Genomic DNA, 15,552 nt, shown 5'->3' on the forward strand with positions numbered 1-15,552 from the left:
GAGCGATGAGTGAGGGCGTGCGTTTCGCTATACTGGAGCGATCGCGGCTTGCTTCCCTGCGCGTCGCCCAGCAAAATAATGCCCAACCTATTGCTGTGGATGGTGTATTTGATTGCCATTCACGTAAATCACGCTGCGGCCTGTATGGCCACATCAGTGACGAATAAAGGATCCAAGATGATTAACAAATGTCTGTTCCCCGCCGCCGGTTATGGTACGCGCTTTCTACCCGCGACCAAGTCCATGCCCAAAGAGATGATGCCTGTCGTCAATAAACCATTGATTGAGTATGGTGTTGATGAAGCACTTGAAGCGGACATCCACGGCATGTGCATTGTAACGGGTCGCGGTAAGCATGCGATCATGGATCATTTCGATAAGAACTATGAGCTGGAGCATCAGATCAGCGGCACCAACAAAGAAGTGCTGTTGGATGATATCCGTAACACCATCGAAAAAGCCTCGTTTACCTATATTCGCCAACATGAAATGCGTGGCTTAGGACACGCCATTTTAACCGGGCGTGAACTGGTGGGTGATGAAGCATTTGCGGTCGTGCTGGCGGATGACCTGTGTATCAACCCGGGGCATGGCGTGCTTAAACAAATGGTGGCGCTATACAAACAATTTCGCTGTTCTATCGTCGCGGTGGAAGAAGTACCCGAAGACGAGACCCATAAATACGGGGTTATTTCCGGGCAAGAGATCAAAGATGACCTTTTCCGCGTAGACAACATGGTGGAAAAACCTGACCCGGGTACAGCGCCGAGCAATTTAGCCATTATCGGCCGTTATATTTTAACCCCTGATATTTTTGAACTGCTCGAAAACACACCACCGGGCAAAAACGGTGAAGTGCAAATCACTGACGCCTTGCTCAAGCAAGCGCAAGCCGGATGTGTGTTGGCCTATAAATTTAAAGGGGAGCGCTTTGACTGTGGTAGCGTGGAAGGCTTTATCGAAGCCACTAATCACTGCTATCAAAACCTCTACTTAGGCGGCAAAAACAAAGACGAAGCCACGGTTAAAAACCCGTAACCCCCGCTCTGCGTTGCGTCTCGACGTAAGGACTTTCCACCTTGGCAAAAGGCTGTGTAAATATACAGCCTTTTTTGTTTGGTCACAGCGCCGTCTGTGCGATACTGGGCACCGGTGACCAATAAGTGAGCTGACTGAGAAGTAGGATAACAATGGATAATATCGACGTCAGAGGCGCGCGTACGCACAACCTCAAAAACATCAATCTAACTATTCCCCGCGATAAGTTGATTGTCATCACCGGGCTCTCTGGATCCGGAAAATCATCTTTAGCCTTTGATACCTTGTATGCAGAAGGACAACGTCGCTATGTTGAGTCTTTGTCGGCTTATGCGCGCCAGTTCCTCTCTTTGATGGAAAAGCCCGACGTTGATCATATTGAAGGCTTGTCCCCCGCTATCTCCATTGAGCAAAAATCAACTTCGCATAACCCGCGCTCAACCGTGGGTACCATCACCGAAGTGTACGATTACTTACGCTTGCTGTATGCGCGTGTCGGCGAGCCTCGCTGTCCGACCCATGATGTGACCTTGGCCGCTCAGACGATTAGCCAAATGGTCGATAAAGTGCTTGCCCTACCAGAGGGCAGCAAACTGATGTTGCTCGCCCCGATTATCAAAAACCGCAAAGGCGAGCACGTTAAAACTCTCGAAAACCTTGCCGCACAGGGCTTTATTCGCGCACGTATTAATGGCGAAGTCTGCGATCTGTCCGATCCACCGACACTCGAACTACATAAAAAACACACCATTGAAGTGGTGGTGGATCGCTTTAAAGTCCGTGAAGATCAACAGCAACGCTTAGCGGAATCATTTGAAACTGCTCTCGAGCTCACCGGCGGCAGCGCGGTGATCAGCTGGATGGATGGCGACGGCGAAGAGCTGATCTTCTCTGCCAATTTTGCCTGCCCGCACTGCGGTTACAGCATGCAAGAGTTAGAGCCACGCCTGTTTTCCTTTAATAATCCGGCTGGCGCTTGCGGCACCTGTGATGGCTTAGGCGTACAACAGTACTTCGATCCTAAACGGATTATTCAGAACCCTGCGGTCAGCCTCGCCGGTGGGGCTATTCGAGGCTGGGATCGACGCAATTTCTACTACTTTCAGATGCTACGCTCACTCGCTGATCACTACGACTTTGATCTCGAGCTACCCTGGCAAGATCTGTCTGGCACCATTCAAGACATTCTGCTTTACGGTTCAGGCCCGAAAGAGATCGAGTTTAAATACGTCAACGATCGGGGCGATATTCGTGTGCGCAAACATCCCTTTGAGGGGATCCTCAACAATATGGAGCGTCGCTACCGTGATACCGAATCTAATGCGGTACGTGACGAGCTGGCTAAGTACATTGCGACTAAACCGTGTGCAAGCTGTGGCGGGTCACGATTGCGTCAGGAAGCACGCCATGTATTTATTGATGGCCGCAACTTACCTGAAATTTGCGAGCTGAGCATTCAACAAGCCCTCGACTTTTTTGAACAACTAACCTTATCGGGTCAACGTGCCAAAATTGCCGAAAAAGTCATGAAGGAGATCCATGACAGATTACGCTTTTTGGTCAATGTCGGGCTTAATTATCTTAACTTGTCACGAAGCGCCGATACGCTTTCTGGCGGGGAAGCACAGCGTATCCGCTTGGCGAGTCAAATCGGGGCTGGCCTGGTCGGAGTAATGTACGTGCTTGATGAACCCTCTATTGGTTTGCATCAACGAGATAACGCACGCTTACTCGATACGCTGGAGCATTTACGCGATCTCGGAAACACCGTGCTTGTGGTCGAGCATGATGAAGACGCCATTCGCGCCGCCGACTATGTGATTGATATTGGTCCAGGCGCTGGTGCTCACGGCGGACAAATCGTGGCCGAGGGCAGCCTCGACGATATTCTCAACAATGACAACTCGCTAACCGGACAATACCTCAGCGGCAAGCAGGCGATTGCCGTTCCAGAGACCCGTCGCCCTCGAGATCCCGACAAAATGTTGGTGCTTAAAGGCGCAACAGGGAACAACTTAAAACATGTCGATTTACACTTGCCCGTAGGCTTATTCACCTGTGTCACCGGCGTATCTGGGTCAGGAAAGTCGACGTTAATTAACGATACCTTCTTTAAAGTGGCCCACCAGCAACTCAATGGTGCCACCACCGCCGAACCCGCGCCTTACGAGTCTATTGACGGGTTAGGACATTTCGACAAAGTGATCGATATTGATCAAAGCCCCATTGGGCGTACTCCACGTTCAAACCCAGCCACTTATACGGGGATCTTTACGCCGATACGTGAGCTCTTCGCCGGCACGCAAGAGGCTCGGGCACGCGGGTATAAAGTGGGTCGCTTTAGCTTTAACGTACGCGGCGGTCGCTGCGAAGCCTGCCAAGGCGATGGGGTGATCAAAGTAGAAATGCACTTCTTGCCCGATGTGTATGTGCCTTGTGATGTGTGTAAAGGGAAACGCTACAACCGCGAAACACTCGAAGTGCGCTATAAGGGCAAAACTATCGATGAAGTCTTGGAAATGACCGTCGAAGACGCACGTGAATTTTTCGACGCTGTCCCCGCTATCAAGCGTAAGCTACAAACGTTGATGGATGTCGGTCTGAGTTATATTCGTCTAGGCCAAGCCGCCACCACCTTATCGGGCGGCGAAGCACAGCGGGTAAAACTGGCCCGTGAGCTATCTAAGCGCGATACCGGTAAAACGCTATATATCCTTGATGAACCGACAACCGGCTTGCACTTCCATGATATTCAGCAGTTGCTGAATGTGTTGCATCGCTTACGCGAACAGGGCAACACCATTGTGGTGATCGAACATAACCTAGATGTGATTAAAACCGCAGATTGGATCATCGATTTAGGACCTGAAGGCGGTAACGGCGGCGGTGAAATCATTGCCCAAGGCACGCCAGAAGAGATCGTCAATGTGGTTGGTAGCCACACGGCCCACTTCTTGAAGCCCATGTTGGAGCGATAATGACACAGGCGTTACCCACCCACCGAGTGAAACGAAAACCGCTTACGGTGCCCTTTTTAGGGGCACTGGCGGCGTTATGGCTGATCTGTTTGCCATTGTATTCGGTCGACTTGCCGTTGGTGGGTATTCGCCATCCTGCTGCCGCTCTATCGTTACTCACGCTTAGCTTGGTATTGGGGTTCGCCGGACTGGAGGTGTGGCGACAGCACACATGGCGCGTCACTCACTTAACCTGGGCGTTAGTGGCCGCCACGCTCTATGCCAGTGTGCCATATCTTTATCCACAAGCGGCAACGCTAAATAGCGGCTATGCCATCGCCGCATTGGTCCTCAGCCTCGGTTTTTTCTCCAGCTTACAGCAGTTTATTTTTAATCATGCCCAGAGACAAAGGCTACTGGCCGTCTTGATGCTTGCCTCTTGGTTGGCCATCCTCTCCGTCTTAGGTAACCAATCGCCACCGGGCATAGCGCCTTTTAAGTTTGAACATTGGGTGCCGCATTTACCCGCTGCCGTGACCCATGCGTTATTACTCACCGGCCTAAGTTTGGCGGCTTATCTGCTCGCCCGAGAGCCAAGTAACCGCTACCGCCATCCCATAACGCAAAGCGTGTTGGTGTTCACGCCAGTGGTTATCCTGCCCGTGCTTGCCATGCAAGGACGACCGCTACTGCTCCTGTTTGCCCTTTGCGCCATTGCCTTGCAACAAGTTTATCTCAGTCGCTTTGCGACGCGGCGCCAGCATCTTGCGTGGCTGGCCGCCATGTCTGCCGGTGCGTTACTCGCGGTGTTCGGGCTGACTGGGCAAGAAAGCTGGCAATGGCTCACGCCTCAAGATAAACGCGTACTGTGGCTTGCCTGGCAGCAGTTTCAACAAACGCCTTTTTTTGGCGTTGGCATGGGTCATGGACAAACGACTCTACTGCTCGCATCGGCGGCACATCCGGGACACACTGGCCCCGTGAAATTACCGAGTGCGCTAGCATTGTGGTTATTGGAAGGTGGGCTTGTGATAGCACTGGCGTATCTTGCGGTGATACTGCCACTGGCGCTTCGCATTATCCGCGCCCCTTCAGGCACGCGGCGTATGCTCGTTGCGCTCGTGCTTCCGCCACTCACTGGCTTGCTTATCTATCCGGCCAGCGGTACGCAGTGGTTTAACGGCATTCTACTGCTCATGTGGCTGTACTGGCTGGATAATTTAACCAGCAAATACCAACGAATCACATTTTCTACCGCCGAATATGGGCAGCGTATCGCGACACGCAGTATTGTCACTGTAATGATCTTGGTGGGATTGTTGTGCCTATCATCGGTGTATTTAGCCAATCGCTACCTGCGTGACTCTTTATTAACCTCTCAGCGTATTACGCTCTATCAGCAACATCCATGGTGGCAAAGCAAACTCACCCAAGGGCTCGCGGAACAGCACTTTCAGCACACCCTAGAGACACTGTCGGATGCCGAGCGCCACCAGCACCTGAACCTATGGCTGCAGCATGTGGCACAACACCCCACGTTTGCGGGCTACCAGCATGCTTACCAGATTGCACTGCAAATTGGCGATACGCAGCGGGCACGCGATATTCAGCAAGAGGCGCGATATTTGTTTCCGCAAGCCGCCAAGGTGTGGACCACTCGCCACACCTTACCGATGCGCACTCCGCCGGAATAACGTACGCCTAGCGCAGTGCGTCGCCCAATGCTTTTAAGCATAGCGCGATGTTTTCTTCACGCGCACTGTAGCCCATTAAGCCAATTCGCCATGCCTTACCAGCGAGATCGCCCAAGCCTGCACCGATTTCGAGGTTATAGGTGTTGAGCAGATGTTGGCGTACCGCGCCATCATCGACGCCATCCGGGATATACACCGCGTTCAATTGCGGCAAGCGATAAGGCTCGTCCACCACAAAGCGGATACCTAAATCGTCCAACCCCGCTTTTAAGCGTTGATGCATGGTTCGATGACGCTGCCAAGCATTCTCAATTCCCTCTTGATATAACTTGAGCAATGATTCATGCAATGCATACAGACTATTAACCGGAGCAGTATGGTGATAACTGCGTTTGCCGTCACCGCTCCAATAGCCCAGCACTAAACTTTGATCGAGAAACCAGCTTTGCACCTTGTGGGTGCGCGCTTGCATTTTTTCAACGGCTCGCGCCGAGAAGGTGACCGGCGATAGGCCCGGAACACATGACAAGCATTTCTGGCTACCAGAGTAGACTGCATCAAGTTGCCATTCATCGACTTTCAAGGGTACACCGCCAAGTGATGTTACGGCATCAACAATGGTAAGGCAGCCGTGCTCGCGCGCCAGCGTCGCCAGAGTTTGCGCATCTGAGCAAGCGCCCGTGGAGGTTTCAGCATGAACAAACGCGACGATGCTAGCCTCTGGGTGCGCTTTTAATGCCGCTTCCACCTTGTCGGGGCTGACAGGCTCGCCCCATGCATCGTCAACCATCACCGCGTGTGCACCACAGCGTTCAACGTTTTCTCGCATTCGGTCGCCAAACACCCCATTGCGGCAGACAATCACGGTATCACCGGGCTCTACAAGGTTAACGAAGCACGCTTCCATTCCTGCACTCCCGGGGGCAGAGACCGCAATGGTAAACGGATTCTCGGTCTGAAAGGCATATTGTAAGAGCTGTTTGACCTCATCCATCATCGCAATAAAAAGGGGATCGAGGTGTCCCAACGTCGGACGACTCAACGCCTGCAACACTTGCGGAGAAATATCAGACGGGCCAGGGCCCATCAGGGTGCGCTCTATCGGCTGAAATGAGCGGATATCGGAAATTGAAGTTGCCATAACCTATCCTTGTGTCTGCTAAATTTGCGCTTTCCGTTATAGCATACTTTGTGTTCATCGCCCCATTGTCACATTGCGAACTTACGTGCTAGAGCGCATATTCAACAGGTGGCGGATAGCAGCGATATAGGTGCCTGATCGTCGCTTTGCAACTCAATTGGCGGTTGACAACCACTCACCAGCGCCCGTAATGTAACCACTCACCATGTGGATCAACACATGGCCGAACATACAGAAGAGGTGCATCACTCAGGCAGTTATCACGCGGAGCCCTACTCCAAGGCGTGATAATCAGGGGAGGCGATGCCGAGGGGGTTCCGACAGGGTAAGGAGCCGCCGGCCATGAAGGCTGAATCCTTCAGGCTGTCACTTGTCATCCATTTGGACAGACAGGTGGAGCGCTTCTGGCAGAATGCCTGCCGTTTGCTCTTCCTTTTTGCTCGCGTTTGCGACGTGACTTCTGATGTTCCCCACTGACTTTTAAATATGTTGAATCAATGAGCACGAGCTCAAAAGGGGAAAAGGACGTGAACCCGTTACCATCTATTTCAGTCGCTAAATTTGGCGGCACCAGTGTTGGCACCTTTGCCGCCATGCAACAAAGTGCCGCAGTGATTATGCGCCATCCCGAGACCCGTTTTGTAGTGATTAGCGCATGTGCCGGCGTCACCAACCATCTTGTCGCCTTAGCCCAAGGCATAAAAAACGATGTCTTACGCCAAAACACACTGGATGCAATAGACGCTATCCATCAGCAAATACTGGCAGCTTTGCCCGCTTGTCATCACACCCAAGAAGCAGTGCAAACGCTCCACCAGCAGATTATCTCCTTGAGTGAGCAAGCCTGTGAGGCCCCGAGCGAAGCGCTTACCGATGCCTTGGTTGCCTGTGGCGAGCTTACCTCTACGCACCTGTTTACTCGCTTGCTCGTCCACCTTGGCCTGCCCGCAGCTCGGATTGATGCCCGCGAATATTTGAAAACGGATAGCCAATTTGGTCACGCTATTCCAGATATCGCCCTGACTCAGCAACAGTGTCAGCGCTTGAATGCGCAGCTAGACAATCACATTCTCGTGACCCAAGGCTTTATCGGTGCCGACAAAGAAGGACGAACGACCACTCTTGGCCGAGGAGGCAGCGACTACAGTGCCGCTTTGTTTGCCGAAGCGCTCGGGGCAACAAGCTTGGCGATTTGGACCGATGTACCGGGCATTTATACTACCGACCCACGCCTCGCTGCCAAAGCACGTCCTATTGCTGAGATCAGCTTTAGTGAAGCATCGGAGATGGCGACGTTTGGCGCCAAAGTGCTCCACCCGTCCACGCTATTACCCGCGGTACGCCAGCATATTCCTGTCTTTGTCGGGGCGGCCTGTGCGCCGGAAAAAGGCGGGACTTGGATCCGAGAACACGCGGAATCATCCCCCCTATTCCGCGCCATTGCGTTGCGCCGAAATCAAACCATGGTGACCTTGACCAGTTTGACGATGTTCCAAGCGTATGGCTTTCTTGCCAACGTCTTCGCGATCCTAGCGCGCTATCAGATCTCCGTCGATCTGATCACTACCTCCGAAGTCAGTGTGTCTTTGACGCTCGATCAAACCAATACACAAGGTGAGGTGCCCCGTTTGCCTGATGCCGCCTTGGAGGAACTCTCGACCTTGTGCCATGTTGACGTTTGCCAACACTTGGCTGTGGTCGCCTTAATTGGTAATGAGATGCGTCATACTCCGGGGGCGGTGACGCCGGTATTTAACGCCTTAGATACCGCCACCTTGCGCATGATTTGTTATGGCGCGAGTAATCACAATGTCTGTATGGTGGTTGATGACGACAGTGCCACCGAGGTGGTGCAGCGTTTACATACACAGCTTTTTGAGTAACACCCAAAAGAAAAGCCAGCGTGCGCTGGCTTTTCTCGGTTAGGCATTCAGATTAGGGCCTAGCCACTTTTCAGCTTCTTCAAGACACCAGCCTTTACGTGCCGCGTAGCTATCACGTTGATCGTTTTGAATTTTCGCTACCGCAAAGTAACGTGACTCTGGATGGGAAAAATACCAACCCGAAACCGACGCGCCCGGCCACATGGCATAGCTTTCGGTAAGTGTCATCCCCGTATGCGCTTCTACCGATAGCAATTGCCAAATCTTGCCTTTCTCACTGTGTTCAGGACAGGCGGCATAACCTGGCGCTGGCCGGATCCCTTGGTATTGTTCGCGGATCAGGGCGTCGTTATCAAGCGTCTCATCGGGCGCATACCCCCACAAGGTGATCCGAATTTGCTGGTGAAGATATTCCGCAAAGGCTTCTGCGAGTCGATCCGCCACCGCTTGGATCATGATCGCGTTGTAGTCATCCCCTTTCGCTTTGTACTCTTCCGCCAAAGCATACTCACCAATGCCGCCTGTCACCGCAAATGCACCAACCCAATCCGGCTGACCGCTGCTTTTCGGCGCAATAAAGTCTGACAAGCAATAGTTCGCACCACGCGGCTTTTGTGTTTGCTGACGCAAGTGATTCAATATCGTGCTCACCGTTTGTCGTGACGAGTCGGTATACACTTCAATATCATCATCCACGCTATTGGCAGGAAAGAGGCCACACACCCCTTTTGCCGCTACCAAGCCTTCTGCCTCGAAACGATCGAGCCAAGCATTGGCGTCTTGATACAAGCGACGGGCTTCCTCCCCCACCAGCTCGTGATCCAAAATCGCGGGGAATTTGCCACTGAGAGACCACGTCATAAAGAAAGGCGTCCAGTCGATATACTGACGTAAGGTCGCTATCGAAACATCATCGTAAACATGGATGCCTGGCTTCGCCGGTTGCGGAGGCATATAGTTTGCCCAATCCGTTTGCCACTTGTTATCGCGAGCCTGCTCCAAGGTCACCGGTGGCGTGCGGGGCGCTTTACGCTGATGCTGCTCACGCACAGTGTCATACTCTTTGGCCAAACGCGCGACAAAATCAGGTCGCTGCGTCTCGGATAATAACGAGGAGCACACCCCAACCGCACGCGACGCGTTGGGTACATAGACCACGGGCGCATGGTAATGCTGCTCAATTTTCACCGCGGTATGGGCTTTGGAGGTGGTCGCACCGCCAATCAACAGAGGAATATCAAACCCTTGTCGCTCCATCTCTTTCGCCACGTTCACCATCTCATCTAACGACGGGGTGATCAGACCCGATAGACCAATAATGTCGACGTTTTCTTCTCGGGCCACCGACAGGATTTTATCGGTCGGCACCATCACACCGAGATCAATAATCTCAAAGTTATTACACTGCAGCACCACGCCAACAATGTTTTTGCCAATGTCATGCACATCGCCTTTGACGGTGGCAAGCAGGATCTTGCCATTGGTCTGCCCTTGCTGCTTTTCAGCGTTGATGTAAGGTTCAAGGTACCCCACCGCTTGCTTCATCACCCGAGCCGACTTCACCACTTGTGGCAGGAACATCTTGCCTTCGCCAAACAAGTCCCCAACCACGTTCATGCCCGCCATCAGCGGGCCTTCAATGACTTCTAGGGGTTTACTCGCTGCCACGCGAGCCAGCTCGGTATCTTCAACAATAAATTCTGTAATGCCTTTGACCAGTGCATGTTCCAGCCGCTTTTCTACTGGCCAGCTACGCCACTCCGCGGTTTCCGCGACCTCGCTCTCACCACTATCACGATAGCTGTCGGCGATCTCTAATAAACGCTCCGTGGCGCCATCATCTTTGTTGAGCACCACATCTTCTACTGCCAAGCGCAGCGATTCAGGCAAATCATCATAGATGGCTAACTGGCCCGCATTGACGATCCCCATGTCCATGCCATTTTTGATGCAGTGATACAAAAACACCGCATGAATAGCCTCACGGACGGGGTTGTTGCCTCGAAACGAAAACGACACATTTGAGACACCGCCTGAGATCATGGCATGCGGTAAAGTTTGCTTGATATCAGCCACGGCGTTGATGAAGTCGACCGCGTAGTTATTGTGCTCATCAATGCCGGTGGCAACCGCAAAGATATTGGGATCGAAGATAATGTCTTCCGGCGGAAAACCGACTTGCTCGACCAGAAGATGATAGGCCCGCGTACAGATTTCTACTTTTCGTGCCTGAGTATCGGCCTGTCCCTGCTCATCAAACGCCATCACAATCACCGCTGCACCATAGCGACGGACTAAACGTGCTTGGTGAAGAAAGGCTTCTTCTCCTTCTTTGAGCGAAATAGAGTTGACGATGCCTTTCCCTTGAATGCATTTAAGGCCAGCTTCAATCACCTCCCATTTGGAGGAGTCAATCATCACGGGCACACGGGCGATATCCGGCTCGGCCGCGCAAAGATTGAGAAATCGCACCATGGCCTTTTCGGCATCCAACATACCCTCATCCATATTGATATCGATGATTTGGGCGCCGTTTTCCACTTGCTGCAATGCCACTTCAAGCGCTTCGTCATATTGCTCTTCAACGATTAAACGTTTAAAGCGTGCTGAGCCGGTCACATTGGTGCGCTCACCCACATTAACGAACAAGCTATCGGCATTAATGGTTAGTGGCTCGAGTCCAGATAAGCGACAGGCGACGGGATGAGCTGGCAAGGGGCGAGGAGGATGCGTCGCAACAACATCACTGATCGCTTGAATATGTTCGGGGGTGGTCCCGCAACAGCCACCGACCAAGTTGATAAAGCCAGATGCCGCCCACTCATCAATGTGTGTCGCCATCTCTTCCGGAGAGAGATCATATTCGCCAAAGGCGTTGGGCAACCCCGCGTTCGGGTGGACAGAGACAAAGCCCTCACAAATGTCGCTCAGCTCTTTAACGTACTGGCGCAATTCCGCCGGCCCGAGCGCACAGTTCAAGCCAAAAGACAGTGGCTCGACATGACGCAACGAGTGATAAAAAGCGGCGGTGGTTTGTCCGGATAAGGTACGCCCAGATGCATCAGTGATAGTGCCGGAGATCATAATGGGCAGGCGTGAACCACGAGCATCAAAGACCTTCTCCACCGCAAACGCACAGGCTTTGGCATTCAAGGTATCAAAGATGGTCTCCAACATGATGATATCCACACCGCCATCAATGAGGGCTTCGGTAGACTCAGCATACACGTCGACTAACTGATCAAAACTGACATTGCGAAAGCCCGGGTCATTCACATCCGGTGAAATTGAGCACGTTCGGTTAGTGGGCCCTAACACACCCGCGACAAAGCGGGGTTTAGTTGGCGTTTTCGCCGTCCACGTATCAGCAACCTCACGCGCAAGCCGAGCGGCCGCTAAGTTGATTTCCGCACTCAGCGCTTGCATGTCGTAATCGGCCATCGCGATTTGGGTGGCGTTAAAGGTATTGGTTTCAATAATGTCCGCGCCCGCAGCCAGATAATCACTATGTAGGGCAGCGATTTTATCGGGTTGAGTCAGCACCAGAAGGTCATTGTTACCTTTTACATCACAGTGCCAATCTTTAAAACGCGCGCCACGATAATCGGCCTCATTGAGCCCTAGCCCCTGAATCATGGTGCCCATACCACCATCGATTACCAAAATACGTTCGCGCAGTTGCTGTGTCAGTCGGTCCATACTCATTACGCTTATCATCTTCCTCATTGCGATAATTTCATCCTACCACAGCGAAAATGGAAATCTAGACGTCTATTTAAATGAATTAATATTGATCTATTTCAAATCTGCTGTTCGTTTTGGAAGCGATTTCTATTAATATTTTGTAACTCTTTTTTCCACTCCCTAGCCGTATCAGGAATGATGTATGTCAACCTACGCTATCCTCAGCTTTATGGCCGCTGCCGCCATTATCATCGCGTTTATTAACAGTAAAATTAGCCGCGTCCAAACCACCATCGCAATCACGGCGGGTGCACTTTTACTGTCTTTAGGGATAGTGATTGCCGGTCAGTATCAAGCCCTGCCTCTAAAGGCGATTGCCGCGCAAACCTTAGGGGATATTCATTTTGAGGAGTTTCTCCTTGAGGGCGTGCTTGGCTTTCTACTTTTTGCTGGAGGGCTGGGTGTCAAACTGCCTTCGTTTTCAGACCAAAAATGGGAAATCACCACTCTTGCACTCGGTGCGACACTGCTCTCCGTGTTTTTAGTGGGATCCGGTGTGTGGGGCGTGTTCCAACTGATTGGGGTACAATTTGATTATATTTACTGCTTACTTTTCGGCGCCCTGATCTCACCCACGGACCCCATTGCCGTGCTTGCGATTGTCAAAAAATTACATGCCCCCATGCGTATTACCACCCAAATCGAAGGCGAGTCGTTGTTTAACGATGGTTTTGGCTTGGTGGTATTTGTGACTATTTTCACCCTCGCATTCGGACACCAAAACCCAACCTTGGCGGGCACCCTGTCGCTGTTTGCGCAAGAAGCGATTGGCGGCATATGTTACGGCCTAGTTTTAGGCTATGCCTTTCACCGTTTGATTTGTGCCACTAACGATCACTCCATGGAGCTGTTACTCACTTTAGCCATTCCCAGTGCAGGCTATGTGCTCGCCGATATGCTGCATGTTTCCGGACCACTGGCAATGGTCGTCTCCGGGATCATGATCGGTAACTGGACCCGCTTTATTGGCTTTTCCAAAGAAAGTGAAGATCACCTCGACCATTTCTGGGAACTGGTCGATGAATTTCTTAACAGCTTACTGTTCTTGCTCATCGGCTTAAGCTTGTTGCAAATCACCTTTCATGAAGAGGACTGGATTGTAATGGGTTGTGTCGTGCCTTTAGTGCTAGCGGCTCGCTATTTGAGTGTCAAAGCCTGCTATCTCGGTTTCCGATGCTTTCGCGAATATAACCCGTGGGCTGTGCGTATTCTCACATGGGGAGGATTGCGTGGAGGCCTCGCCTTGGCCATGGCCATGGCGGTACCAGCCGGCATTATTGTGGTTCCAGAAAAACAAATCGATGTCAGAGAGCTGATTTTGGTGATGACTTACGCGGTGGTGGTGTTTTCTATTTTGGTACAAGGCTCAACCATGACCGGCATGGTTGATAAAGCAAACGCGGCTCAGGACGAGATGGACAAGCGCCTCCAATGAACTCCGCTCCTTTGTCTATCATAAAGGCGCCAGATGGCGCCTTTTTTATTCATCAAGCGTAAAGTTAGACGCTGAAAATGTATCCAAATCGAAGGGAGTTTGCTGATAGACACAATAGTTCAGCCAATTCGCAAACAGCAGATGCCCGTGACTGCGCCAGCTCACATACGGTGGCTGAGAAGGATCGTCATCCGGGTAATAGTTAATGGGGATCACCGGCTCCATCCCCTCCTCTAAATCACGGTGATACTCATCATGCAACGTATGCGCATCATACTCAGGATGCCCAGTGACAAACACATTGCGCTTATCTCTGGTCGCGGCCAGATACGTACCCGCCTCATTAGAGGTGGCTAAGATATCCAGATCGGTATGTTCATCCAAATAATGGGGAGAAAAATCTGCATAACGTGAATGAGGCGCTAAGAAGCTATCATCAAAGCCGCGTAATAGCGGATGCTTAGATAACTCCCTATTTACCTGATGGCGATAAACACCTGATAGCTTTTCTTTGCGGGTTTTCTTAGGCAAATCGTAAAGTAGCTTTAATCCTGCTTGCGCTGCCCAACAGATATAGAGTGTGGAGGTGACATGTTGGTGTGCCCAATTCATCACATCCTGTAAATGCTCCCAGTAAATCACGTCCTCAAATTGCACTAAGCCGAGAGGCGCGCCTGTCACAATCAAACCATCAAAGTTACGCCCCCGCACAGCCTCAAACTGGCGATAGAAGGTATCAAGATGTTCAGTCGGCGTATTCTTGCTTGGTCGGTTGTCTATCCGTAAAAGCTCAACATCCACTTGCAAAGGGCTATTAGAGAGCAGGCGCATAAATTGCGTTTCTGTCTCGATTTTCTTTGGCATCAGGTTTAGAAGCAGGACTTTCAGCGGACGGATGTTTTGGCTTACCGCGCGCGTTTCTGTCATCACAAAGATATTTTCACGCCGCAGAATATTGGTCGCGGGAAGTTGGTCCGGAATTTTAATCGGCATCACTGCCTCCTAGAGATGTTTAGACGTCCAGATATCTAATAACATAACGCAGCCCATTATGGAGCTCAAGCAATAATCAAGTGGGATAAAGCAATACTCTATTGAGAATAGAAAGGAATCGGGATGGAAGGACAATACGTAAAAACGAAAAAGCCCCCCGCAAATGCGGAGGGCTTAAAAATAACTCTTGGCAGTGACCTACTCTCACATGGGGAGACCCCACACTACCATCGGCGCAGCAACGTTTCACTTCTGAGTTCGGCATGGGTTCAGGTGGTGCCGTTACGCTATGGCCGCCAAGAAAATACTGGTGCTGATAGGCAGATTTGAACTGCCGACCTCACCCTTACCAAGGGTGCGCTCTACCAACTGAGCTATATCAGCGAAAACGCTTTACCAAAGTCTTACGTCAATCTGCTTTGATACTTCAATTCGTTTTTGCCTTCAGATTTTTTCAAAAAATCTGAAAACAAGAAAGCAAGCCTGGCGATGTCCTACTCTCACATGGGGAGACCCCACACTACCATCGGCGCTGCTTCGTTTCACTACTGAGTTCGGCATGGAGTCAGGTGGGTCCAAAGCGCTATGGTCGCCAAGCAAAATTTGGTGTGTCTTCACTTTTCAGTCAAAACACTTAATCTAGAAAGCTGTTCGTTCTCGCCACAAT

8 protein-coding genes, 1 tRNA gene, 2 rRNA genes and 1 riboswitch are annotated in these 15,552 nt (G+C 51.4%); of the genes, 5 read left to right on the forward strand and 6 right to left on the reverse strand.

Annotation, left to right across the window (positions count from 1 at the left end; all coding sequences use genetic code 11):
* Positions 1-177: 177 nt before the first annotated feature.
* The 3 genes from galU (at position 178) to BGK46_RS07690 (ending at position 5,689) form a co-directional block, all read left to right on the forward strand.
* The gene (galU, locus tag BGK46_RS07680) at positions 178-1,038 is read left to right on the forward strand and encodes a UTP--glucose-1-phosphate uridylyltransferase GalU (protein ID WP_069588192.1); all 861 of its coding nucleotides are present in this window, start codon (positions 178-180) and stop codon (positions 1,036-1,038) included.
* 152 nt (positions 1,039-1,190) lie between these two features.
* Complete coding sequence (gene uvrA, locus BGK46_RS07685) at positions 1,191-4,016, forward strand: excinuclease ABC subunit UvrA (RefSeq protein WP_069588194.1); 2,826 nt, start codon at positions 1,191-1,193, stop codon at positions 4,014-4,016.
* The gene (locus tag BGK46_RS07690) at positions 4,016-5,689 is read left to right on the forward strand and encodes a Wzy polymerase domain-containing protein (RefSeq protein ID WP_069588196.1); all 1,674 of its coding nucleotides are present in this window, start codon (positions 4,016-4,018) and stop codon (positions 5,687-5,689) included. The genes uvrA and BGK46_RS07690 overlap by 1 nt, the downstream gene beginning before the upstream one ends.
* 7 nt (positions 5,690-5,696) lie before the next feature.
* Here the strand turns inward: BGK46_RS07690 and BGK46_RS07695 are convergent, their stop codons facing one another.
* The gene (locus BGK46_RS07695) at positions 5,697-6,830 is read right to left on the reverse strand and encodes a pyridoxal-phosphate-dependent aminotransferase family protein (protein WP_069588197.1); all 1,134 of its coding nucleotides are present in this window, start codon (positions 6,828-6,830) and stop codon (positions 5,697-5,699) included.
* Between the two features lie 227 nt (positions 6,831-7,057).
* A riboswitch (Lysine riboswitch) is annotated at positions 7,058-7,242 on the forward strand.
* A gap of 85 nt (positions 7,243-7,327) precedes the next feature.
* On the opposite strand from BGK46_RS07695, the gene lysC reads away from it, so the two are divergent.
* Positions 7,328-8,713 carry a lysine-sensitive aspartokinase 3 gene (lysC, locus tag BGK46_RS07700; RefSeq protein ID WP_069588199.1) on the forward strand — a complete coding sequence of 462 codons (1,386 nt, stop codon included), beginning with the start codon at positions 7,328-7,330 and terminating at the stop codon, positions 8,711-8,713.
* Between the two features lie 39 nt (positions 8,714-8,752).
* Here the strand turns inward: lysC and metH are convergent, their stop codons facing one another.
* A complete protein-coding gene (gene metH, locus BGK46_RS07705) occupies positions 8,753-12,430 on the reverse strand; it encodes a methionine synthase (protein WP_139130754.1) in 3,678 nt (1,225 codons plus the stop codon).
* Between the two features lie 169 nt (positions 12,431-12,599).
* Between metH and BGK46_RS07710 the strand changes: the two genes are divergently transcribed.
* Entirely contained in the window at positions 12,600-13,892 is a 1,293-nt protein-coding gene (locus BGK46_RS07710) for a cation:proton antiporter (protein ID WP_069588200.1), read from the forward strand.
* 45 nt (positions 13,893-13,937) lie between these two features.
* Here the strand turns inward: BGK46_RS07710 and metA are convergent, their stop codons facing one another.
* The 4 genes from metA to rrf (BGK46_RS07730) form a co-directional block, all read right to left on the reverse strand.
* Positions 13,938-14,885: a homoserine O-acetyltransferase MetA gene (gene metA / locus BGK46_RS07715; protein WP_069588202.1), complete on the reverse strand. Its 948-nt coding sequence runs from the start codon at positions 14,883-14,885 to the stop codon at positions 13,938-13,940.
* A 185-nt stretch (positions 14,886-15,070) separates the two neighbouring features.
* Positions 15,071-15,186, reverse strand: a 5S ribosomal RNA gene (gene rrf / locus BGK46_RS07720).
* 7 nt (positions 15,187-15,193) lie between these two features.
* A tRNA-Thr gene (locus BGK46_RS07725) sits at positions 15,194-15,269 on the reverse strand.
* A gap of 97 nt (positions 15,270-15,366) precedes the next feature.
* Positions 15,367-15,482 (reverse strand): 5S ribosomal RNA (rrf, locus tag BGK46_RS07730).
* Positions 15,483-15,552: the final 70 nt, after the last annotated feature.

Source organism: Salinivibrio sp. SS2 (genome assembly GCF_001722075.1).
In the GTDB taxonomy this organism is placed as follows: Bacteria; Pseudomonadota; Gammaproteobacteria; order Enterobacterales; family Vibrionaceae; genus Salinivibrio; species Salinivibrio proteolyticus.